Origin of the sequence: Nocardia sp. NPDC051900 (assembly GCF_044452545.1) — a bacterium.
Lineage (GTDB): Bacteria > Actinomycetota > Actinomycetes > Mycobacteriales > Mycobacteriaceae > Nocardia > Nocardia sichangensis.
This window is the reverse complement of the sequence record NZ_JBITBU010000011.1, coordinates 88,972-109,366: the sequence shown is the minus strand read 5'-3', so window position 1 is coordinate 109,366 and position 20,395 is coordinate 88,972. Positions and strand designations below refer to the sequence as shown.

Genomic DNA, 20,395 nt, shown 5'->3' with positions numbered 1-20,395 from the left:
TCACTCGGCTCAGAAGCGAATCATCCCTCCGGCCGGTCGCGTTTGTGGTCGCCGAACGGTTCGTCGCGTTCCCGGACCGCCGTGCGGAAACCGGCGGTGGCAGCGCGGGTTTGGAAGGCGTAACCCTCCGTGGTGTGCCGGGAGATCCCGTCGAAGACGGTGCCGATCATGCCGGAGTTCGCCACACCCTGGGCGTACAGCGCCGAGTTCAGCGCCAGTTTGGCCATCATCAGTTGGTTGATCGGCATGCGCGCGATCCGCGCGACGAATTCCTCGGTGCGCGCGTCGAGTTCGTCGGCCGGCCAGGATTCGATCGCCAGGCCCCATTCGACCGCTTGCCTGCCCGTAAGGCAGTCGCCGGTGAACAGCAGACGCTTGGCGCGCTGGTCGCCGAGGCGATGCGCCCACATGCCCGCCGCCGGGACACCCCAGACCCGGGTGGGCGGGTAGCCGATCTTGGTGTCGTCGGCGCAGATGATCTGATCAGCGAACAGGGCGATGTCGCTGCCGCCCGCCACGGCGAAGCCGTGCAGTTTGGCCACGGTCGGCTTGTTCGCGTGCATCAGGCTGGCGAAACCGCGGTTGAACCGACTCATCATCGCGTAGTCGATCATCGGGTCCCAGGTCCGCGCCGGATCGTGATTGCGGCCCTGCACCACCGGGTCGACGACCGTCCCCGCCGCGTCGCCGGGACCGCCTGCCACCGCGAAACTCTGCTCGGCGAACATGCTCAGGTCGTATCCGCCGCAGAATCCCTTGCCGCGCCCGGACAACAGGATCACGTGCACCCGCGGGTCCAGATCCGCGCGTTCCACCGCGTGCGCCAGGTCGTTCGGTGTGTCGGGCGTGATCGCGTTGCCCTTCTCCGGCCGGTTGAAGGTGATGCGCGCGATGCGGCCGTCCCGCTCGTAAGTCAGCGTCCGGTACTCGCCTGCGTCGTCCGGGCCCGGGCGTCCGGCCCACGGTGAGTCCGGCTGCTCGGTCCACCCGCGATACCACGCGCCCGAGTCGCCATCGGCCCTGATGTCACTGTCGGTCATCGCTTTCCCTTCGACGCTGGTCCCGAACCCGTCTCCGCAGTCTGGCGCAAACGCCGATTGACAGTCAACATTGACTGTGAAAATGTCGCGCCGACGGAGGGAGCCGGAATGGCCGGACTACGCGAGGAGCGGAAACGGGCGACCCGCGCCCGCATCCTCGACACCGCCGCCGACCTGCTGGCCGAACAGGGCTACCGGGCACTGTCCACCCTCTCCGTTCAGCGTGCCGCGCAGGTCAGCCGCGGAGCGCTGCTGCATCACTTCCCGACCCTCGGCGCGTTGATCACCGACCTGGTCGGCCATCTGGTCGCGCGCAACGAAGCGGCGGTCCGAGAGATCGCGGCCGGACTCGGCGACGGAGCCGATCCCGTGCTGCGCGCCTTGACCGCCCTCTACGAATCGATGGCGCGACCGGCGGCGCAAGCCGAGTTCGAACTGTGGACGGCCGCGCGGACCGATCCGGCGCTTGCCGAGGCGTTGCGCGTGGCCGAACGAGAAGCCGGGCGCGACTTGCGGCGCGTGGTGGACGCGCTGTTCGGCCCGAGCCTCGTCGCCCACCCCGGCTATCCGGCCGTCCGCGATCTCACCATCGCGATCCTGCGCGGCACCGCGATGTCCCGTCCGCTGCGCACTTCGGAGCGCGCCGCCACGGCAACCATCGACCGATGGGCACAGGCCATCGCAGTTCTGCTCGCACCGGGCATTTAGCAATCAGAGAGCGTCGAGGCGACCGAACTCGCTGTGATACGCGTCACTTGCGCTCCGGATTGTGCCGTCTCACACATTCTCGCTATCCTGGCTGCACTTTGAGACCACCGAGTCTCAATGCAGCCTTCGACGGGGCCGGGTTCGACCACCGCGCGGCGCCCGGCGAAGGCCTTTCCTGCCGGGGAGCGCCTGCGGCGCCTGTACTACCAGGAGCAAACGCCATGCGATCGAAGTGGATCTCGGCGGCCATCGGTTTCACGGCGATGGCGCTGTCGTGCGTAGGGCCGGGCAGCGGGCCCGCCGTCGCCGAGCCCGAGTGCCCGAGCATGTACGTGGTGGCCATCCCGGGCACCTGGGAAACCACCACCGATGGCGAGCGCCCCGGCCCCGGGATGCTGGCCGGAGTCACCAACGGCCTGCCGTCCTCGGTGCGGGTCGACTACGTCAGCTACGCCGCGACCGCCTTCCCTTGGGAGACCGAGGTTTACGGCGCGTCCAAACGCGAGGCCGTCGACAACGCGCGCGGCATGATCGGAGCGATGGCCAGGGCGTGCGGCGCGACCAAGATCGCATTGCTCGGCTACAGCCAGGGCGCGGACGCCGCGGGCGATCTGGCCGCCGAGATCGGCACCGGGATCGGCGTCGTGCCGCCGTACCGGATCGCGGCGGTCGGACTCATCTCCGATCCGCGCCGCTCCCCCACCGACGCGCTGGTCGGTCCGCCGGTGGGCGGCGCGGGCGCGGGCGGTCCCCGCATCGGCGGCTTCGGCTTCGTCAGCCCGCAGACCCGCACCATCTGCGCGGTCGGCGATCTGTACTGCACCACGGCGTCGGACGATTTCGTGACCCGGTTCGCCGGCTTCCTGGCCCAGACCTCCCATCCCGACCCGGCCAATCTCTGGCGCTACCAGATGGAAATGGGCGCCATCGTCGGCGATCTGATGTCCAACGGCGGAATCCCGTTGCTGCAGAGCCAGTTGTCGGAGTCGGCGAACCAGGAACGGGCCCGGTTGCTGGACCAGTTCTACCGCTCCGAGGCGCACACCGCCTACGGCAGCTACCGCGTCGGCGGCGGCGCGACCGCGCTGTCGTGGATGCACGACTGGCTGGCGTCGCTGGCCTGAGTCAGGGCGCGAGCCGCCGCGCGACCTCGCCCAGGCCCTCCGCGACGGCGCTCTGCTGAGCGGCGCTGAGCACGTCGACGAGGACGCGGCGGACGGTCGCGACATGGTCCGGCGCGATCTGCGCCAGCCGTTCCCGGCCCGCGCCGGTGAGCACGGCGATGACCCCGCGCACGTCGGTCGGGCAGGCCTCGCGCACCAGCAGTCCGGCCTTCTCCAATTGCGTCACCTGGTAGGTCAGCCCGCTTTTGGAGGTGTAGAGCGCGTCCGCGAGTTCGGTCATCCGCAGGCGGCCCTCCGGCGCGTCCGCGAGCCGCACCAGCACCTCGTACTGTGTGTGCGACAGCCCTTCCCGCTTGAGCTGCCGTTCCACCTCACGGCCCACCAGCGCGCCCGCCGCGAGGAAGCTGTGCCACACCTGCATCTCGCGCGCGTTCAGCCACCTGGTCTCCACAGCTCCACCCTAACCGTATTGTTCAAATTTGAACAATCAGCTAGAGTTGAGTTCGAATTTGAACTACCTGCGGCCGAGCGAGGAGGAGCGCCATGACCAGCGTGAACACCGGAAGAATGCCGGTGCTCTATCTCTCCCACGGCGCTCCGCCACTGGCCGATCACGCGAGCTGGCCCACCGAGCTGGCGGCGTGGTCGGGCGCATTGCCGCGCCCCCGGGCGATCCTGATCGTCTCCGCGCACTGGGAGGCCGCGCCGATCGCGCTCGGCGCCACCGAGACGGTGCCGCTGGTCTACGACTTCTGGGGCTTCCCCGAGCGGTACTACCAGGTGCGCTATCCCGCGCCGGGCGCGCCGGAGCTGGCCGAGAAGGTGCGAAACCTGTTGCGCGGACCCGGCGTCGCCGTGGCCGACGTCCCGGAGCGCGGGCTCGACCACGGCGCCTACGTGCCGCTGAAGGAGATGTACCCGGACGCCGACGTCCCGGTGTTGCAACTGTCCATGCCGACGCTGGACCCTGGGGCGCTGCTGGACATCGGACGGAAGCTGGCGCCCCTGCGCGACGACGGCGTGCTGATCGTCGGCAGCGGTTTCTTCACCCACAACCTGCGTGCCCTGACGGCCGACGACGAACACGTGCACTCCTTCACCGCCGAATTCGACGAGTGGGGCCGCGACGCGCTGGCCGCACACGACCTGGACGCACTGCTCGATTTCGAGCGGAAAGCTCCCGCCGCGCGCCTGGCCCACCCCCGCGCCGAGCACTTCGCACCGCTGTTCGTCGCACTCGGCGCGGGCGAAGACGACCTCGGCGCGCTGCGCACCGTCATCGACGGCTACTGGTTCGGCATGGCGCGCCGATCCGTCCAGCTCGGCTGACGCACCACGTCATCGGATGCGCAGCGCCGTCAGCCGCCAGCCCGCCGAGCGCGTCCGGACGATCCTCGCCGCCACGGCGAAACGTCGACCGCCGCGGGCATATGCGGCGAAGACCTCGGCGGTCCTGGCATCCACCAGCGCCACGCTCACCCGAATCGGCATCGCGACGCCGAGTGCGTGACCGGGCACCAGACCGGCGTCGAGCAATGTGCGCACCGCGGCGACGACCGTGGCGTCGGCGACGGCGGCCAGTTGCGGTACGGGTCTCCTACGGTCGAGTACCTCGAGGACGATGCGCACCGCCGACTCGGCGAACCGGCGTGCCGCCGAGCGGGTTTCGTCCCCCGCCTGCGCGGCGGACGCATGACTGCGCCGCACCGCGCTACGGATCCCGGCACTCGACCGGCCGGACACGGCGCGCGGCCGCGTGCGGCACGGTAGCACCCGAGCGGGCGCAGGATCGCGAACTTCGGCGTGCCCGCGGCTGTCCAAGGGCGGCTCCGGATTCGGAGCAGGCGCCAACCAATCGTGATAACCAGCCATGCAAATCCCTTCGAAACCCCGATGTCGAAACCCTGTGGCGACCGATTCTGCGGACGAGACACGGGAAAACGCGCGTAGTCGGCTACCCGATTCCGCCCCGACTCACCAGCACCCGCATCCGGCACGCACGAAGACCGACCTAGGTTGGAGGGCAGCCCCGACCCGGAAACGGAGACCTTGGATGACAGACGAGCCAGGAGCGGATGTGACCGTGCCCGGAGAATCCGCGACCCCGCGTCGCCTGGCCCGCCTCGCGCTGCTGGTATCCGCCGGAGTCCTCGCCGCGTATCTCGCGCTCGGCCAATTGATCGCGATCCTGCCGGTTTCCTGGATGATGCCGCTGCTGGGCAACGCGATCGTGCAGTCGGCGGTGCTCTTGCTCGGCTCGGTCCGTGACGCGCTCGGCTCGTGGAACATGGTGCTGGCGGTGGCCGCGACCGGGCTCGCGCTCACCGCGCTTCGCTCCGGCGACCGGGGACGGCGCCCGGCGGCCGCGGTGACCGGCGTGGCCGTCGTCGGCCTGGTGCTGTCCGTCGTCACGAGCGCGACGCTGGTGTTCGCGGCGCACGACGCGGCGGGCGTCTGGGTTCCGTTCGCCCCGGCCGTCCCGTTCAGCACCGTCGGTGACGCGCCGGACGAGACCGTCACCTACGCGACCGTCGACGGGCAGCCGATCCAGGCGGATCTGTATCTGCCCGCCCCGGGACCGGCCCCGGCCCCACTGGTGGTGAGCATCCACGGCGGCGCGTTCGTCGCGGGCAGCCGCGGCACCGACGCCTACACGACCTGGCTGGCCGACAACGGATACGCCGTCCTCGACGTCGACTACCGCCTCTCCGGCGCGACCGAGCACCGCTGGGACACCGCGGACGCCGACGTCGCCTGCGCGCTGACCTGGGCCGCCGCGAACGCGCAGCGGTACAACTGGGACCTGCGGCGGATCGCCACGTTCGGTGAGTCCGCGGGCGGCAATCTGGCCGTCAACGTCGCGAACAAGATCAACGCGAACGCCTTGCGGCCCAGCTGTGGCAGCGCGGAGGAGCTGCCCGAGGTGCGCGCCGCGGTCGCGCTGTACCCGGCGGTCGATCTCACCGCTTCCGGCACCGAGACCGCGCTCGGCGTCGACGCGGCCCGGCAGTATCTCGGCGGTACGCCCGAGCAGTATCCCGAGCGCTACACCGCGACGAGCTCCGCTCCGCACGTCAGCGCAGCCTCCCCACCCACCCTGTTGATCCAGGGGTCCAGCGATCACCTGGTGCGCGCCGAGCACACCGCGGCCTACGCCGCCGCGCTCGAGACCGCGGGCGTCCCGCAGCGCTACGTCGAGCTGCCCTACGTGGAACACGCCTTCGGCACCACCGAACTCGACACGGGCGCGCGGGTCACCCGCGAACTCACCAGGACCTGGCTGGCGGAATACCTGCCGTAACCGGCGTCACACCGCCGCGCGGGGAATACTCGGGCACCCCACCCGGTTCCTTTGGTTGCCATATCCACCAAATTGAGTCAGACTGAGAACGAAGGAGGCGTCGTGCAGTTCGGAATCTTCACGGTCGGTGATGTGACGACCGACCCCACGACCGGCCGGACGCCGAGTGAGCACGAACGCATCACCGCCATGGTGACGATCGCGCGCAAGGCCGAGGAGGTCGGTCTGGACGTGTTCGCCACCGGCGAGCACCACAACCGGCCGTTCGTGCCGTCGTCGCCGACGACGATGCTCGGCTACATCGCGGCGCGGACCGAGCGGCTCCAGCTCTCCACCGCGACGACCCTGATCACCACGAACGATCCGGTGAAGATCGCCGAGGACTTCGCGATGTTGCAGCACTTGGCCGAGGGGCGCGTCGACCTCATGCTCGGCCGCGGCAACACCGGCCCGGTCTACCCGTGGTTCGGCAAGGACATCCGCGACGGCATCCCGCTGGCCATCGAGAACTACCACCTGCTGCATCGGCTCTGGCGCGAAGACGTGGTCGACTGGGAAGGCAAATTCCGGACGCCGTTGCAGTCGTTCACCTCCACACCGCGCCCGCTGGACGACGTTCCGCCGTTCGTCTGGCACGGCTCGATCCGCAGCCCCGAGATCGCCGAGCAGGCGGCCTACTACGGCGACGGCTTCTTCGCCAACAACATCTTCTGGCCGAAGGAGCACTTCCAGCGACTGATCCGGCTGTACCGGCAGCGGTACGAGCACTACGGCCACGGCTCCGCCGACCAGGCGATCGTCGGCCTGGGCGGACAGGTGTTCATGCGCAAGAACTCCCAGGACGCGGTGCGCGAGTTCCGCCCCTACTTCGACAACGCGCCGGTGTACGGACACGGCCCGTCGCTGGAGGAATTCACCGAGCAGACCCCGCTCACCGTGGGCAGCCCGCAGCAGGTCATCGACAAGACGCTCACCTTCCGCGAAACGTTCGGCGACTACCAGCGCCAACTGTTCCTGATGGACCACGCGGGCCTTCCGCTGAAGACCGTGCTCGAGCAGCTGGACCTGCTCGGCGAGGAAGTGGTGCCGGTGCTGCGCAAAGAGTTCGCGGCCCTGCGCCCGGCGCACGTGCCGGACGCCCCGACGCACGCGAGCCTGGTCGCCGCCCGCGACGCTGCCGTTGAGGCGACCCGATGACCCGCATCGCCGTCGTCTCCGCGGGCCTGTCGCAGCCCTCGTCGACCCGGCTGCTCGCCGACCGGCTCACCGCGGCCACCGCGGCGGCGCTGTCCGCGTCCGGCGCGGACGCGACCGTCGACGTGGTCGAGGTGCGCGAGCACGCGCGGGATCTGGCCGACAACCTGCTGACCGGATTCGCGCCGACCGGGTTGCGCGCGACGCTCGACACCGTGGCAGGCGCCGACGGCCTGATCGCCGTCACGCCGATCTTCAACGCCTCCTACAGCGGCCTGTTCAAGACGTTCTTCGACGTACTGGAACCGGACGCGCTGGCAGGGATGCCGGTGCTGCTCGGCGCGACCGGCGGCTCGGCGCGCCACTCCCTCGCGTTGGAACACGCGCTGCGACCGATGTTCAGCTACCTGCACGCGGTGGTCGCGCCCACCGCGGTGTACGCGGCGTCGGAAGACTGGGCGTCCGCGGCGACCGAGGGGTTGAGCTCTCGGATCGACCGCGCCGCAGCGGAATTCGCCGCCGCGCTGACCAACACGCCGCGAGCGCGTGCCGCCGATCCGTACGACGACCCGGTACCGTTCGCACAGCTGCTCGGCACTCACTGATCTTCCCCCGACCGATCCCACCCCAATTCACAGCCAACTAGTTCAAATCTCAACTATCAAGGAGAACGCCATGTCGACCGGAACCACCAACGCTCTCACCGCGGGCACCTGGGCCATCGACCCCGCCCACTCCACGCTCGGCTTCTCGGTGCGCCACCTGATGGTCAGCAAGGTGCGCGGCCGCTTCACCGACTTCTCCGGCAAGCTGGTGATCGGCGAGGACGGCAGCGCCTCGGCCGAGGCCGAGATCCGGGTCGACTCGGTCACCACCGACAACGAACAGCGCGACGCCCACCTGCGCACCGCGGACTTCTTCCAGGCCGAGCAGTTCCCGGTGGCCACGTTCAAGTCCACCGGTTTCCGGGTGAACGGCGACGATTTCGTGGTGGACGGCGAATTCACCATTCGCGGCGTCACCAAGCCGGTATCGCTCGAGGTGGAGTTCCTCGGCGTCAACCCCGGCATGGGCCAGGGGCCGGTCGCGGGCTTCGAAGCCAAGACCGTGATCAACCGCCGCGACTTCGGCATCACCATCGACATGCCGCTGCCCGACGGCGGCGCGGTGATCGGCGACAAGATCACGCTCACCCTGGAGGTCGAGGTCGGCCTGCAGGCCTGAGCCGCGCGGTCCCGCGGCTCGATGCCGCGGGAGGCGTTTTCCGTCAGAACAGCGTCATGGGCTCGGCGGCGGCGGGCTCGGGCAACGGCTCGAGCTCGGGCAGCCGGGCCCTGACCGCGTCGTGGAAACGGCGGGCCAGCTCCAGCGAGCCCGCATTGTCCGGCGTGTGCAGGAACACGGTGGGCGAACGGCCTTCACGCAGCCATTCGGCGACCGTGCCGACCCACGGCCGCCAGCCGTCGACGGTGCGCTGGACGTCGTCGCGGCCGTGATAGCGCACGATCGGGTATTCGGTCAGCGCGCGCATCCTGCGCCGCACGCGCGGCTTCTTCGCGGCCGCTTCCTGTTCCGCCGCGCTGACGGGCGGACCGTCGAAAAGCACGGTGGTGTCGAACGGCACCCATTCGGCGCCGACCCTGGACAGCACGTATTCCAGCCTGCGCGCCGCCTGCTCGTCCTCGAAGAACGCCGGGTGACGCACCTCGACGGCGGCCCGGTACGAGCGCGGGAAGTCACGCAGGAAACCAGCCAGCACACCGAGATCGGTGGGTCCGAACGAACCCGGCAGCTGGATCCACAGGGCGTGGACGCGTTCGCCGAGCGGCTCCATCGCGGTGCGGAAGGACCGCAGCTCCTGCTCGACGCCGGTCAGCCTGCGTTCGTGGGTGATCGACCTGGGCAACTTGAGCACGAAGCGGAACGCGGGATCGCATTGCGCCGCCCATGATTCGACTGTGCGCAGCGACGGCGTTGCGTAGAACGTCGTATTGCCTTCGACCGCGTTGCACCACGTGGCGTACCAGCGCAACCGCTCCCCCGGGGAGAGCTGACGTTCCTGCCAGGCCGCGTGCGTCCACATCGCACATCCCACGTGAAGCCGCATGCTCTCGACGCTAACCCACGCTCCCGACACGAGCGCCGGGCCCCGGACTCACCGCCGCGCCCGCTTCTTCGACCGCACCCAGCCGAAGGTCAACTCGACCGCGCGTTTCCAGTTCTCGTACTCGTCCTCCCGCAGCTCCGCGTCCATGCGCGGAACCCATTGGGCGGCAAGGCGCCAATTGTTGCGCAATCCCTCGAGGTCGGGCCAATACCCCACGGCGAGGCCCGCGGCGTACGCCGCGCCCAGTGAGACCGTCTCGGCGACGAACGGACGCAGCACCGGAACATCCAGCACATCGGACACGATCTGCATGAGCAGGTTGTTCGAGGTCATCCCGCCGTCCACGCGCAGTGCCGCGGCTTGCAGGCCGGAGTCGGCGTTCATCGCCTCCACCACGTCCCGGGTCTGCCAAGCGGTCGCCTCCAGCACGGCGCGCGCGATGTGGCCCTTGGTGATGTAGGAGGTCAGCCCGGCGATGAGACCGCGCGCGTCGCTGCGCCAATGCGGCGCGTACAGCCCGGAGAACGCGGGCACGACGTAGCAGCCGCCGTTGTCTTCGACGGTGCGCGCGAGGGTTTCGATCTCCGGCGCACTGGTGACCAGTCCGATGTTGTCGCGCACCCATTGCACGAGCGATCCCGTGACCGCGATCGGCCCCTCCAGCGCGTAGACCGGCTCGGGGCCGATCTGGTAGCCGATCGTGGTGAGCAGACCGTGCTCGGAACGCACCAGGTCGCGTCCGGTGTTCATCATGAGGAAGCCGCCGGTTCCGTAGGTGCACTTGGTCTCCCCACGCGCGAAACAGGTTTGGCCGAACAACGCGGCATGCTGGTCGCCGAGGGCGGCGGCGATCGGGATGCCGGGCACGACCCGGCGCGTGTTGCCGTAGGACGCGATCGAGGGCTGGATGCGCGGCAGCATGCGGGCGGGGATGCCGAAGAACTCCAGCAGTTCGTCGTCCCAGGCGAGGGTGCGCAGGTTCATCAGAAGGGTGCGGCTGGCGTTGGTGACGTCGGTGCAATGCAGCCCGCCGTCGGGGCCTCCGGTGAGGTTCCAGATCAGCCAGGTCTCCATGGTGCCGAACAGCACCTCGCCCCGTTCCGCGCGCTCGCGCAGACCTGGCACCGAGTCCAGCATCCAGCGCAGCCGCGGCGCGGCGAAGTAGCTGGCCAGTGGCAGGCCGCACAGCTCGCGGATCCGGTCGGCGCCCGGCTTGTCCCCGAGCTCGCGGACCAGTTCCTCGGTGCGCACGTCCTGCCAGACGATGGCGCGTCCGATCGGCGTGCCGGTGCGGCGGTCCCACACCACGGTGGTCTCGCGCTGGTTGGCGATGCCCAGCGCGGCGATCCGGTCGGCCGTCACACCGGAATCCCGCAGGGCCTGCGGCACGATCCGCTCGACATTGCGCCAGATCTCCAGCGCGTCCTGCTCCGCCCAGCCCGGCCGCGGATAGTGCTGCCGGTGCGGGCGCTGCGCGACGCCGACGAGCCGGGCACGCTGGTCGAACAGGATGCACCGCGTGGAGGTGGTGCCCTGGTCGATGGCCAGCACGTAACGCTGCTTCATGCTCGGCTGCTCCTGATCGACATCGGACGGTCACCGCGGGGACGAAAGTCAGTGACTCGTACCGAGATCGCGCGACACCGCCCGTGCGGCGTCGAGCACCTGACCGACCAGCGCGGGCCGGTGCCGCAACTGGGCGTCACAGAGCCGGTCCACCGCGCCGGTGATGCCGATGGCGCCGACCACGAGGCCACCGGGCGCCCGGATCGGCGCCGCGATACCCGCCTCGCCCGTCCGGAATTCCTCGGTGTCGCCCGCCCATCCGGCCTGCCGGACGCCGCCCAGCGCCCTGGCGAGCGCGGTGCGGTCGACCAGGGTGCGGTGTGTGAGCGGGGCCAGCTCGGCGCGGCGCGTCGTGGCGGCCAGCTCGGCGTCGTAGGCGAGCAGGACCTTGCCCAGCGCGGTGGCGTGCGGCGGCAGCAGTTCGCCGAGTTCGAGCGCCTGCTGGGTATTGTCCGGCCGGAACACGTGATGCACCACGACCACCGCGCCGTCCATCGGCGCGCCGATCCGCACCGATTCGCCGGTGCGCGCCGCCAGCGCGTCGGCCCAGTTGATCGCGCGGGAGCGCAACTCGTTCGCGTCGAGATAGCTGGTGCCCAGGTGCAGCAGCGCCGCGCCGAGTTGGTACTTGCCGGTGGCCGGATCCTGTTCGACGAAGCCGACGCCTTGCAGCGTGCGGAGGATGCCGTGCGCGGTCGGCTTGGGCAGGTCGAGCGCGCCCGCGATGTCGCCGACGCCGAGCCGCCCTGAGCCGCGGGCCAGCAGCCGCAGAACGGCCGCCGCCCGCTCGATCGATTGGATCGCACCTGGCATATCGGGGAACCTACCCGTGTCGTGATTCGACAATGTCGAACGGCTGGTGATACCTGAGCAACATCATTGAAACCCAGTGTGAGCTGCGCCATACATCCTCCTCGCGCGTCGGACGGTAGCGTCGCCGCCTTCCGGCAACCAGTCGAGGCGTTCGACATTGTCGAACGGCAGCTGTATCCGGGTTCCGCATCCCGCCGTAGTTTCCGTTTCACGCACGGTCGCGCCCGCGACCTGCGGGGCGAAACGGAGGCTCAACGATGAACTTCGGCTCGATCTTCCTCAGTGAAGCACTCGGCACAGGCGTGCTGGTGCTGCTCGGGGTCGGTGTGGTCGCGAACGTACTGCTGGCGAAGTCCAAGGGATTGGACGGCGGCTGGCTGTTGATCAACATGGGATGGGGGTTCGCGGTCCTGGCGGGCGTCTACGTCGCCTACAAGACCGGCGGCCATCTCAACCCCGCGGTCACCGTCGGCATCCTGTTCAGCGGGGCCGACGAGTTCGCCCCCGGCATCGCGATCTCCGGCTCGACGACACTCGCGTACCTGAGCGGCCAATTCGCCGGCGCGTTCCTCGGCGCGACCGTGGCCTACGTCGCCTACAAGCGCCACTTCGACGCCGAGACCGACGAGGAGAAGAAGCTCGCGGTGTTCGCCACCGGCCCCGCGATTCGCGCCCTGCGCTGGAACTTCGTCACCGAAGTGATCGGCACCTTCATCCTCGTCCTGGTGATCCTCACCTTCGGCCACACCCCGAGCGGGCTCGGCCCGGCCGCCGCCGCGCTCCTGGTCGTCGGCATCGGCGCCTCCCTGGGCGGGCCGACCGGATACGCCATCAACCCCGCTCGCGATCTCGGTCCGCGCATCGCGCACGCGCTGCTGCCGGTGAGCAAGCCCGCCCCCGCCGACGCGGTCCTGGTCCCCGTGGGCGCGGGTGCGCCCGCTCCGGCCGAATCGCCCGACGCCGCACCGCACGGCAAGGACTCCGACTGGGGTTACGCCTGGGTGCCGGTGCTCGGCCCGCTGCTCGGCGGCGCGCTGGCCGGACTCGCCGCGCAGTTCCTGTTCTGAATCCCGCTCTTTCCCAGTAATTTCCCGAAAGGACCGCGATGAGCCAGTACGTCGGCGCCATCGACCAGGGCACCACGAGCACCCGCTTCATGGTGTTCGATCACGGTGGCAACGAGGTCGCCCGCCACCAGCTCGAGCACGAGCAGATCCTGCCGCGCCCGGGCTGGGTGGAGCACAATCCGACCGAGATCTGGGAGCGCACCCGCGCGGTCATCCAGACCACCTTGACCAAGGCCGATCTGGTCGCGAGCGACCTGGCCGCGGTCGGCGTCACCAACCAGCGCGAGACCACGGTGGTGTGGAACCGCAAGACCGGGCGGCCGTACTGCAACGCGATCGTCTGGCAGGACACCCGCACCGACCGGATCGCCGCCGAACTGGAACGAGCCGGGCACGGCGACATCATCCGGCGCAAGGCGGGCCTGCCGCCCGCCACCTACTTCTCCGGCGGCAAGCTGCGCTGGATCCTGGACAACGTCCCCGGGGTGGCGGAGGACGCCGAACGCGGCGACGCGCTGTTCGGCACCACCGACACCTGGCTGCTGTGGCAGCTGACCGGCGGCGTCGACGGCGGCGTGCACGTCACCGACCCGACCAACGCCAGCCGCACCATGCTGATGAATCTGGAGACTCTGGACTGGGACGACGAACTGCTGTCCCTGTTCGGGGTGCCGCGCGCGATGCTGCCCCGGATCGCTCCCTCGGCCAACCCGGAACTGTTCGGCGCCACCCGCGCCGACGGACCGTTCGGCGGCGTGGTGCCGCTGGCGGGCGTGCTCGGCGATCAGCAGGCCGCCACCGTCGGACAGGTCTGCTTCCGTCCCGGCGAGGCGAAGAACACCTACGGCACCGGCAACTTTCTGCTGCTCAACACCGGAACCGAGATCGTGCGCTCACAGCACGGCCTGCTGACCACGGTGGCCTACCAGTTGGGCGGGGAGAAGCCGGTGTACGCGCTGGAAGGTTCCATCGCGGTGACCGGCTCGGCGGTGCAGTGGCTGCGCGACCAGCTGGGCATCATCTCCGGCGCGGCGCAGAGCGAATCGCTCGCCCGGCAGGCCGAGGACAACGGCGGGGTGTATTTCGTGCCCGCGTTCTCCGGACTGTTCGCGCCGTACTGGCGCTCGGACGCGCGCGGCGCGATCGTCGGTCTGTCCCGCTACAGCACCAACGCCCATCTCGCGCGGGCGACGCTGGAATCGATCTGCTACCAGACCCGCGACGTGGTCGAGGCGATGCAGGCCGACTCCGGAGTGCGGCTGGACGTGCTGCGGGTGGACGGCGGCGTCACCGCAAACGAGCTGTGCATGCAGCTGCAGGCCGACTTCCTCGGTGTGCCGGTGTCGCGTCCGGTGGTCGCCGAGACCACCGCGCTCGGCGCGGCCTACGCGGCGGGGCTCGCGGTCGGCTTCTGGAACGACACCGACGAGCTGGAACAGAACTGGAACGAAGCCAAGCGCTGGCATCCGACCTGGTCGGAGGAACAGCGCGAGCGTGGCTACGCGCGCTGGAAGAAGGCCGTCGCCCGCACCCTCGACTGGATCGACGTCGACGAATGAGGGGCGACGCCGTCCTACCCGAATAACCCCGAAACAAGGAGAGATACCGCTGTGTCCGCACGATTGGACGCCCAGTACCGCGCCCGCGCGGTGAACGCACTCGGCGACACCGAGATCGATGTACTCGTCATCGGCGGCGGCGTGGTCGGCGCGGGCGCCGCCCTCGACGCCGCCGCCCGCGGCCTCACCGTGACCCTGGTGGAGGCCAGGGACTTCGCGGCAGGCACCTCGAGCCGCTCCAGCAAGCTCATCCACGGCGGGCTGCGCTACTTGGAGCAGCTGGACTTCTGGCTGGTGCGGGAGGCGCTGAAGGAACGCGGCCTGCTGTTGCGCCGGCTGGCCCCGCACCTGGTGCGGCCGGTGTCGTTTTTGCTGCCGCTACGCCATCGCGTCTGGGAACGCGCCTACATCGGCGCGGGCGTCGCCCTGTACGACACGATCGGCGGTGCTCGCGCCTTGCCGATGCATCGGCACCTGTCGCACACCCGCGCGCTGGAGCTGGCGCCCGCGCTGCGCGAGGACGCGCTGACCGGAGCGATCCGGTACTTCGACGCGCAGGTCGACGACGCCAGGCACACGATGATGATCGCGCGCACCGCCGCCCAGCACGGCGCGACCGTGCTCACCCGCACCAAGGTGACGGCGCTGCTGCGCGACGGTGAGCGCGTCGTCGGCGCGGAGGTCACCGACCTGGAAACCGGCCGGGTGCACACGGTGCGCGCGCGCCGGGTGATCAGCGCCACCGGCGTGTGGACCGACGAGATGAACCGGATGACCGGCGTCGAGTTCCCGTTCCACGTCCGCATGTCGAAAGGCGTGCACATCCTGGTGCCGCGTCATCGCCTGCATCTGGACACCGGCCTGATCATGCGCACCGAGAAGAGCGTGCTTTTCGTCATCCCGTGGCACGGCCACTGGATCATCGGCACCACCGACACGGACTGGTCGCTGAGCAAGGACCATCCGGCCGCCAGCGACGCCGACGTGCAATACCTGCTCGACCACGTCAACCAGGTGCTGCGCGAGCCGCTCACCCGCGACGACATCGTCGGCACGTACGCGGGGCTGCGCCCGCTGCTGTCCGGCGCGTCGGCCGACACCGCGACGCTCTCGCGGGAGCACGCGGTCGCCGAACCGGCTCCCGGTCTGTTCGTGATCGCGGGCGGCAAGTACACCACCTACCGGGTGATGGCCGCCGACGTCGTGGACGCGGCGGTGGCGGGACTGGGCCGCGCGGTCGCGCCGTCGGTGACCGAGCACCTGCCGATCCTCGGCGCGGTGGGTTACCAGGAACTCGCGGCCGACCTCGACAGCCTGGCGCAACGCGCGGGCCTGCCGCGGGCGACGGTCGAGCGCCTGCTCGGCCGCTACGGCTCGGCGATCACCGACCTGTTCGACCTGATCGCCCGCGAACCGGACCTGGGCCGTCCAATCACCGGCGCGCCGGAGTACCTCGGTGCGGAGGCGGTGTACGCGGTGACGCACGAAGGCGCTCTGCACCTGGACGACGTGCTCACCCGCCGCACCCGCGTCTCCATCGAGGCCGCCGACCGCGGTCTGGCCGCCGCGCCCGAGGTGGCCTGGCTGATCGGCGGGCACCTCGGCTGGGACGCCGCCGCGACCGAGCGGGAGATCACCCGGTACCGCGAGCGGGTGCGCGCCGAACTGGCCGCCAATCAGGCAGCCGACGACGAATCCGCCAACGCGGCCCGGATGGTCGCCATCGCTTGAGCGCGGGCGCGTGGCACGGTTTCCGCGTGGAACCGTGCCACGCCGTGCTCACCGATCCATTCCGCCGTGGCCGCGCGGGGTCGACTCATCGGTCTCGAGCTGCTCACCGGCCGGGTGCTCGTCGGCGTGCGTCGGTTTGGTGTGCTCCTCGGCGAAATCCGCGTCCTGCTGCATCGACTCCGCCGTTTCGGGATCGATATTCGGTGTGCTCATACCCGGCGCGTACCCGCGACCATCGCGTCGACGCAGCGTACGTGGTCCGGACCTCGCACAATCCCGGCCGCGTCGGGTTGACCTCAACGGCGGTTGAGGATGAAGCATGGTGGCATGACTCGTCCAGCTGATTTCTGGAACACCGTCTATGACAACGACACCGCACCCTGGGTGATCGGCGAGCCGCAACCGGCAATCGTCGCGCTCGAGCAGGACGGCGGCATCACCGGACGCGTGCTCGACCCGGGCTCCGGCGCGGGTGAGCACACGATCCTGCTGACCCGCCTCGGATACGACGTGCGGGGCGTCGACATGTCGCCGAGCGCGGTGGCGTACGCGCGCGCCAACGCGGCCGAACAGGGTGTGCCGTCGGCCGTGTTCGAGGTGGCCGACGCGCTGGCCCTCGGCGACCGGCCGGACTTCTCCGGTGACCCGCCCGGCTCCGCGCCCGCGTTCGACACCGTCGTCGACAGCGCGCTGTTCCACGTCTTCGGGACCGAGGACGAGGCGCGCGCCGCGTACGTCCGCAGCCTGCACGCCGTCTGCAAGCCGGGCGGAACGCTCTACGTTCTCGCGCTCTCGGATGTCGAGCCGGGGTTCGGGCCGCGGATCAGCGACACGTTGATCCGGGAGTCGTTCCGCGACGGCTGGTCGGTGGAGGACCTACGAGCGACCCAGTACCGCGGACGGGTCACCGATTTGGTCGCGCAAGAAGCGACGGACCTGGAGATCTCCGAGTCCGGCCAGGTCGACGCCGCCGCGTGGCTGGCCCGGATCCGCCGCCTCTGACCCGGCTCACACGCCCTTCGGCGCTTTGCTGCCCATGAAGCCGAACAGGTAGCCCGCGACGCGGCGCATCTGGATCTCCTCGGCGCCCTCGGTGATCCGGTAGCGCCGGTGGTGGCGGTAGATGTGCTCGAACGGCTTGTGCCGGGAGTAGCCGAGGCCGCCGTGCACCTGCATCGCGCGGTCGGCGGCCTCGCAGCACAACCGGTTGGCCCAGTAGTTGCACATCGAGACCTGCTCGGATACGGCGAACGTGCCGTAGGTGTCCATCGACCACGCGGTCTTGTGAATGAGGGCGCGCAACATCTCGCACTGGGTGTGCAGTTCCACCAAGGGGAACTGGATCGCCTGGTTGGTGGCCAGCGGCTTGCCGAAGGGCTTGCGCTGTTTGGCGTAGGCCACCGACTGGTCGATGCAGTACTGCGCCGCGCCCAGACTGGACGCGGCCTGGCGGATGCGGTTCTCGTTGAAGAAGTGCTGGACCACCGCCAAGCCGCGTCCCTCGCCGCCGAAGACGGCGGAGCCCGGGACCCGGACGCCGTCCAGCGCGACCCGGGCGTGGTCGGTGGGCATGTTGAAGGTCCAGAGGTACTCCTCGACGACGAACCCGGGTGCGTCGGTGGGCACCAGGAACGCCGTGATGCCCGTCGCGTCGCCGGGGCCGCCCGAGGTGCGCGCGAAGATCAAGTCGGCGTCGGCGATGTGCACACCGGTGTTCCAAGTCTTGCGCCCGGTGATCACCCAGTCGTCGCCGTCGCGGACCGCCGAGGTCTCCATGTGCGTCGCGTCCGAGCCGTGCTCGGGCTCGGTGATGCCGAAGGCGAAGAACTTCGTTCCCGAGGCCAGTCCGTCCACCCACTCCGCCTGCTGCTCGGGCGTGCCGTACTCGAGCATGAGCAACAGGCCGACATTGTTGGCCACGATGGCGTGCTCGTTCTGCAGATCGCAGTGCAATCCGAGGCCACGCCGGGCCAGGTGCTCGCGGATCACCGCCATGCCGAGGTTCGTGCCGTCCCGCCCGCCGTAGTGCGCTGGGAACGCGTAGCGCAGGTGACCGGCGGCGTCGGCGCGCCTGCGGACCTCGGCCAGCAGTTCCTCCCACTCCCCATTCGGCAGGCCGCCGCGCTCCCAGTCGGTGCGGGCGTCCTCACGGCGGTGGTCGAAGAAGCGGATGTTGTCGTCGGCCTGCTCGAGCGGGGTGATCTCCCGATCGATGAACGCGTCGAGTTCGGCGAGGTAATCGACCAGTTCCGCAGGTAGCTCGAAATCCATCGGGCATTCAGCCTTTCGCAGTGGGTCGGATCTGCATCAGCAGGTCCCATTCGATTTCCGACACGCGGCGTCCGCTGGCCGCCATCACGATGTCGCGCACACTGCCGTCCAGATGGGCCGCGGCCTGCCCGGCCAGTCCGACGCCCCAGCCGAGCGTGCACAGCACCTTCCACCAGCGGAACCGGTCTTCGTCGAAGCTCCCGCCACCGCGGTGGTAGCCGCGCACGAACGCCTCGCGGCCCGCCAGGCCGCCGAATTCGCGGTCGTCCGCGCGGAAGCGCCACATGCGCAGCGCGGGCCAAGCCACGTCGCGCATCGGATCACCCTGACGCTGCGCGCCTTCCCAGTCGAGCACGGCGCGCAGGCCGTCGGGACCGACGACGATGTTGCCGTTGCGCAGGTCGGTGTGCAGCAGCGCGGTGCGTGGCGGCGCGGGCGGGCAGTGGCGTTCCAGCCAGCGCAGCGCGAGGGCGAACACCGGGCGGTCCGGCAGGAGTGCGCGCACCTGCTCGTCGGCCTCGATCAGCTGGCGCTCGGGATCGGCCGCCGCGACGGGCAGCCGTGCGGGCGCGTCCGCCGGGTCGATCGCGTGCAGACGCCCCATGGCCTCGCCCAATTGCTCGGCGACCCGTTCGCCGATATCCGACGCCTCGACCAGCCGTAACACCTTGCGCGGCACGGTTTCTCCATCGACGCGCTCGGAGATCACGAACGGGCCCCCGACATAGGCGGCGTCGGTGCAGATCGCCACCACGGGCGGCGCCGGAACACCGTGCGTGCGCGCCAGTTCCCGGACGGCGGCCTCCACGTCCACCGGAACCAGCTCGATCGAGCTCGGCACGATGGTCGCGACCAGGCGACGCGTCCCGCCGCCCAGATCGGCCTCGAAGGCGACGTTGCGGCGGCGGGCGCCCGCGAAGAGGTATTCGAGGTTCGACACCGTCACCTCGCGGGTTCCCGACCCGAGGAATTCGGCCAAGCCGCGCGCCGGATCGGCGCTCACTCGGCCGCCCACGCGTCGTAGCCCGGCTTGGCGATCGCCAGATCCGCCCGCACGACGGAGACCAGGGCCGCCCAGAGTCGCTCGTCATCGCCCTCGGCCACCGCGGCGAGCAGCTCGCGCTCCCGCTCGGCGGCTCCGGGGCCCGATTCGATCTCCCTGCGCACGATCCTGGCGAGGTTGGCCCCCACCCGCGCCTTGTGCTGCAACCCCGCGGGCAGGGCGGGTAGCAGCGTCTCCTCGAGCAGCTCGGCGAGCGAGTCCAGCAACTCCGCTGCCGATGGGCGATTCTGCATTCGTTCCCCTCGGTCGACTCCGGCCCTCAGCATGGCACGCACCGGCGCGGTCCCGATCGGTACTTTCGGCCGTCAGCCGTGGCCGCGCAGTCGCAGAAGTCCGGCTGTCGTGGCGCGGAAACCGCAGGCATCGAAGTAGAACGGCGCGAGGCGATCCTCGAAATCGACGTGCAACCAGGTGCAGCCCGCCGCCCCGGCGCCGTGCGCGGCCCTGGCGACGAGTTCGGTGCCGATGCCTCGGTGCTGCCATTCGGACCGCACTTTCGGGTCGAGCAGGAACGCGTGGTCGCCGCCGTCCCACGCCACGTTGACGAAACCGGCGAGCGCGTCAGCGCCGGTCCGGGCGGTGACCCAGCCGAGGCTGTGCCGCGCCGCGCGGTCCCACCATCCCGGGTCCGCGTCGCCGCCGTGCGATCGCGTCAAGTCGGCCAGTTCGCTGTCGCTCAGAGCGCCTCGCCATCGGTAGTCGATCTCCATACCCCGCGACGGTAGAAAGGTCGACCGCCCGGGAGCCAGCGGTTTTCCGCCGAGGCCCTTCCTGTGTAGTGGCTGGGAGTCTGCCGTGGGCCCGCTCCGCACGGGTTCGCGCGCGAAACGGGTCGGTAAACTGCGAGGGGG

General features: G+C 70.1%; 22 protein-coding genes. 11 read left to right on the top strand and 11 right to left on the bottom strand.

What is annotated here, in order from left to right:
* Positions 1–20 precede the first annotated feature (20 nt).
* Positions 21–1,040 carry a crotonase/enoyl-CoA hydratase family protein gene (locus ACIA5H_RS20495; protein ID WP_397077073.1) on the bottom strand — a complete coding sequence of 340 codons (1,020 nt, stop codon included), beginning with the start codon at positions 1,038–1,040 and terminating at the stop codon, positions 21–23.
* Between the two features lie 108 nt (positions 1,041–1,148).
* Here ACIA5H_RS20495 and ACIA5H_RS20490 point away from each other — a divergent pair, with 108 nt between their 5' ends.
* Both ACIA5H_RS20490 and ACIA5H_RS20485 read left to right on the top strand, forming a co-directional pair.
* Positions 1,149–1,748, top strand: a complete 600-nt coding sequence (locus ACIA5H_RS20490; protein ID WP_397077072.1) for a TetR/AcrR family transcriptional regulator — start codon at positions 1,149–1,151, stop codon at positions 1,746–1,748.
* 221 nt (positions 1,749–1,969) lie between these two features.
* A complete protein-coding gene (locus ACIA5H_RS20485; protein WP_397077071.1) occupies positions 1,970–2,872 on the top strand; it encodes a cutinase family protein in 903 nt (300 codons plus the stop codon).
* A 1-nt stretch (position 2,873) separates the two neighbouring features.
* Here the strand turns inward: ACIA5H_RS20485 and ACIA5H_RS20480 are convergent, their stop codons facing one another.
* A complete protein-coding gene (locus ACIA5H_RS20480; RefSeq protein ID WP_355075745.1) occupies positions 2,874–3,323 on the bottom strand; it encodes a MarR family transcriptional regulator in 450 nt (149 codons plus the stop codon).
* 92 nt (positions 3,324–3,415) lie between these two features.
* Here ACIA5H_RS20480 and ACIA5H_RS20475 point away from each other — a divergent pair, with 92 nt between their 5' ends.
* Positions 3,416–4,201 (top strand): class III extradiol ring-cleavage dioxygenase, encoded by a 786-nt coding sequence (locus ACIA5H_RS20475; RefSeq protein WP_356967015.1) that lies wholly within the window; start codon positions 3,416–3,418, stop codon positions 4,199–4,201.
* A 9-nt stretch (positions 4,202–4,210) separates the two neighbouring features.
* Here the strand turns inward: ACIA5H_RS20475 and ACIA5H_RS20470 are convergent, their stop codons facing one another.
* The gene (locus ACIA5H_RS20470; RefSeq protein ID WP_379254161.1) at positions 4,211–4,579 is read right to left on the bottom strand and encodes an Rv3235 family protein; all 369 of its coding nucleotides are present in this window, start codon (positions 4,577–4,579) and stop codon (positions 4,211–4,213) included.
* A gap of 346 nt (positions 4,580–4,925) precedes the next feature.
* Here ACIA5H_RS20470 and ACIA5H_RS20465 point away from each other — a divergent pair, with 346 nt between their 5' ends.
* The 4 genes from ACIA5H_RS20465 (at position 4,926) to ACIA5H_RS20450 (ending at position 8,591) form a co-directional block, all read left to right on the top strand.
* Positions 4,926–6,173 carry an alpha/beta hydrolase fold domain-containing protein gene (locus ACIA5H_RS20465; RefSeq protein WP_397077070.1) on the top strand — a complete coding sequence of 416 codons (1,248 nt, stop codon included), beginning with the start codon at positions 4,926–4,928 and terminating at the stop codon, positions 6,171–6,173.
* A 102-nt stretch (positions 6,174–6,275) separates the two neighbouring features.
* Positions 6,276–7,370: an LLM class flavin-dependent oxidoreductase gene (locus ACIA5H_RS20460; protein WP_379254159.1), complete on the top strand. Its 1,095-nt coding sequence runs from the start codon at positions 6,276–6,278 to the stop codon at positions 7,368–7,370.
* On the top strand, positions 7,367–7,972 hold the full coding sequence (locus tag ACIA5H_RS20455; RefSeq protein WP_379254158.1) for an FMN reductase: 606 nt from the start codon (positions 7,367–7,369) through the stop codon (positions 7,970–7,972). The genes ACIA5H_RS20460 and ACIA5H_RS20455 overlap by 4 nt, the downstream gene beginning before the upstream one ends.
* Before the next feature lie 70 nt (positions 7,973–8,042).
* Positions 8,043–8,591 (top strand): YceI family protein, encoded by a 549-nt coding sequence (locus ACIA5H_RS20450; protein ID WP_397077069.1) that lies wholly within the window; start codon positions 8,043–8,045, stop codon positions 8,589–8,591.
* 43 nt (positions 8,592–8,634) lie between these two features.
* On the opposite strand, the gene ACIA5H_RS20445 is transcribed toward ACIA5H_RS20450, so the two are convergent.
* From ACIA5H_RS20445 to ACIA5H_RS20435, 3 genes are read right to left on the bottom strand one after another with little or no spacing between them, the layout of a single operon-like run.
* Positions 8,635–9,474, bottom strand: a complete 840-nt coding sequence (locus tag ACIA5H_RS20445; protein WP_397077068.1) for a DUF72 domain-containing protein — start codon at positions 9,472–9,474, stop codon at positions 8,635–8,637.
* A gap of 48 nt (positions 9,475–9,522) precedes the next feature.
* A complete protein-coding gene (gene glpK, locus ACIA5H_RS20440; protein ID WP_356967001.1) occupies positions 9,523–11,040 on the bottom strand; it encodes a glycerol kinase GlpK in 1,518 nt (505 codons plus the stop codon).
* Positions 11,041–11,088: 48 nt separating this feature from the next.
* Positions 11,089–11,853: an IclR family transcriptional regulator gene (locus tag ACIA5H_RS20435; protein ID WP_379254154.1), complete on the bottom strand. Its 765-nt coding sequence runs from the start codon at positions 11,851–11,853 to the stop codon at positions 11,089–11,091.
* Positions 11,854–12,110: 257 nt separating this feature from the next.
* On the opposite strand from ACIA5H_RS20435, the gene ACIA5H_RS20430 reads away from it, so the two are divergent.
* Genes ACIA5H_RS20430 through glpD form a run of 3 tightly spaced genes read left to right on the top strand, consistent with a single transcriptional unit; the run spans position 12,111 to position 16,210 of the window.
* The gene (locus ACIA5H_RS20430) at positions 12,111–12,920 is read left to right on the top strand and encodes an MIP/aquaporin family protein (RefSeq protein WP_356966999.1); all 810 of its coding nucleotides are present in this window, start codon (positions 12,111–12,113) and stop codon (positions 12,918–12,920) included.
* A 38-nt stretch (positions 12,921–12,958) separates the two neighbouring features.
* Complete coding sequence (glpK, locus tag ACIA5H_RS20425) at positions 12,959–14,479, top strand: glycerol kinase GlpK (protein ID WP_397077067.1); 1,521 nt, start codon at positions 12,959–12,961, stop codon at positions 14,477–14,479.
* Positions 14,480–14,530: 51 nt separating this feature from the next.
* Positions 14,531–16,210 (top strand): glycerol-3-phosphate dehydrogenase, encoded by a 1,680-nt coding sequence (gene glpD, locus ACIA5H_RS20420; RefSeq protein WP_379254152.1) that lies wholly within the window; start codon positions 14,531–14,533, stop codon positions 16,208–16,210.
* Between the two features lie 48 nt (positions 16,211–16,258).
* On the opposite strand, the gene ACIA5H_RS20415 is transcribed toward glpD, so the two are convergent.
* Positions 16,259–16,423: a hypothetical protein gene (locus ACIA5H_RS20415; protein WP_355075720.1), complete on the bottom strand. Its 165-nt coding sequence runs from the start codon at positions 16,421–16,423 to the stop codon at positions 16,259–16,261.
* Positions 16,424–16,537: 114 nt separating this feature from the next.
* Here ACIA5H_RS20415 and ACIA5H_RS20410 point away from each other — a divergent pair, with 114 nt between their 5' ends.
* The gene (locus ACIA5H_RS20410) at positions 16,538–17,212 is read left to right on the top strand and encodes a class I SAM-dependent methyltransferase (protein WP_379254151.1); all 675 of its coding nucleotides are present in this window, start codon (positions 16,538–16,540) and stop codon (positions 17,210–17,212) included.
* Positions 17,213–17,218: 6 nt separating this feature from the next.
* Here the strand turns inward: ACIA5H_RS20410 and ACIA5H_RS20405 are convergent, their stop codons facing one another.
* From ACIA5H_RS20405 to ACIA5H_RS20390, 4 genes are all read right to left on the bottom strand, one after another.
* Positions 17,219–18,481, bottom strand: coding sequence for an acyl-CoA dehydrogenase family protein (locus tag ACIA5H_RS20405; RefSeq protein WP_397077066.1), 1,263 nt, complete (start codon positions 18,479–18,481; stop codon positions 17,219–17,221).
* Between the two features lie 7 nt (positions 18,482–18,488).
* A complete protein-coding gene (locus ACIA5H_RS20400; RefSeq protein ID WP_397077065.1) occupies positions 18,489–19,484 on the bottom strand; it encodes a phosphotransferase family protein in 996 nt (331 codons plus the stop codon).
* Positions 19,481–19,777 (bottom strand): DUF6285 domain-containing protein, encoded by a 297-nt coding sequence (locus ACIA5H_RS20395; protein WP_379254148.1) that lies wholly within the window; start codon positions 19,775–19,777, stop codon positions 19,481–19,483. The genes ACIA5H_RS20400 and ACIA5H_RS20395 overlap by 4 nt, the downstream gene beginning before the upstream one ends.
* 72 nt (positions 19,778–19,849) lie before the next feature.
* Complete coding sequence (locus ACIA5H_RS20390) at positions 19,850–20,254, bottom strand: GNAT family N-acetyltransferase (RefSeq protein WP_379254147.1); 405 nt, start codon at positions 20,252–20,254, stop codon at positions 19,850–19,852.
* Between the last annotated feature and the right edge of the window lie 141 nt (positions 20,255–20,395).

Bases quoted from the DNA above. Each gene is read 5' to 3' on its own strand.
- ACIA5H_RS20445 (WP_397077068.1), bottom strand. From the start codon at position 9,474: ATGCGGCTTCACGTGGGATGTGCGATGTGGACGCACGCGGCCTGGCAG.
- ACIA5H_RS20485 (WP_397077071.1), top strand. From the start codon at position 1,970: ATGCGATCGAAGTGGATCTCGGCGGCCATCGGTTTCACGGCGATGGCG.
- ACIA5H_RS20415 (WP_355075720.1), bottom strand. From the start codon at position 16,423: ATGAGCACACCGAATATCGATCCCGAAACGGCGGAGTCGATGCAGCAG.
- ACIA5H_RS20475 (WP_356967015.1), top strand. From the start codon at position 3,416: ATGACCAGCGTGAACACCGGAAGAATGCCGGTGCTCTATCTCTCCCAC.
- glpK (WP_397077067.1), top strand. From the start codon at position 12,959: ATGAGCCAGTACGTCGGCGCCATCGACCAGGGCACCACGAGCACCCGC.
- ACIA5H_RS20490 (WP_397077072.1), top strand. From the start codon at position 1,149: ATGGCCGGACTACGCGAGGAGCGGAAACGGGCGACCCGCGCCCGCATC.
- ACIA5H_RS20410 (WP_379254151.1), top strand. From the start codon at position 16,538: ATGACTCGTCCAGCTGATTTCTGGAACACCGTCTATGACAACGACACC.
- glpK (WP_356967001.1), bottom strand. From the start codon at position 11,040: ATGAAGCAGCGTTACGTGCTGGCCATCGACCAGGGCACCACCTCCACG.
- ACIA5H_RS20430 (WP_356966999.1), top strand. From the start codon at position 12,111: ATGAACTTCGGCTCGATCTTCCTCAGTGAAGCACTCGGCACAGGCGTG.
- ACIA5H_RS20455 (WP_379254158.1), top strand. From the start codon at position 7,367: ATGACCCGCATCGCCGTCGTCTCCGCGGGCCTGTCGCAGCCCTCGTCG.
- ACIA5H_RS20465 (WP_397077070.1), top strand. From the start codon at position 4,926: ATGACAGACGAGCCAGGAGCGGATGTGACCGTGCCCGGAGAATCCGCG.
- ACIA5H_RS20405 (WP_397077066.1), bottom strand. From the start codon at position 18,481: ATGGATTTCGAGCTACCTGCGGAACTGGTCGATTACCTCGCCGAACTC.
- ACIA5H_RS20395 (WP_379254148.1), bottom strand. From the start codon at position 19,777: ATGCAGAATCGCCCATCGGCAGCGGAGTTGCTGGACTCGCTCGCCGAG.
- ACIA5H_RS20495 (WP_397077073.1), bottom strand. From the start codon at position 1,040: ATGACCGACAGTGACATCAGGGCCGATGGCGACTCGGGCGCGTGGTAT.
- ACIA5H_RS20450 (WP_397077069.1), top strand. From the start codon at position 8,043: ATGTCGACCGGAACCACCAACGCTCTCACCGCGGGCACCTGGGCCATC.
- ACIA5H_RS20435 (WP_379254154.1), bottom strand. From the start codon at position 11,853: ATGCCAGGTGCGATCCAATCGATCGAGCGGGCGGCGGCCGTTCTGCGG.
- ACIA5H_RS20390 (WP_379254147.1), bottom strand. From the start codon at position 20,254: ATGGAGATCGACTACCGATGGCGAGGCGCTCTGAGCGACAGCGAACTG.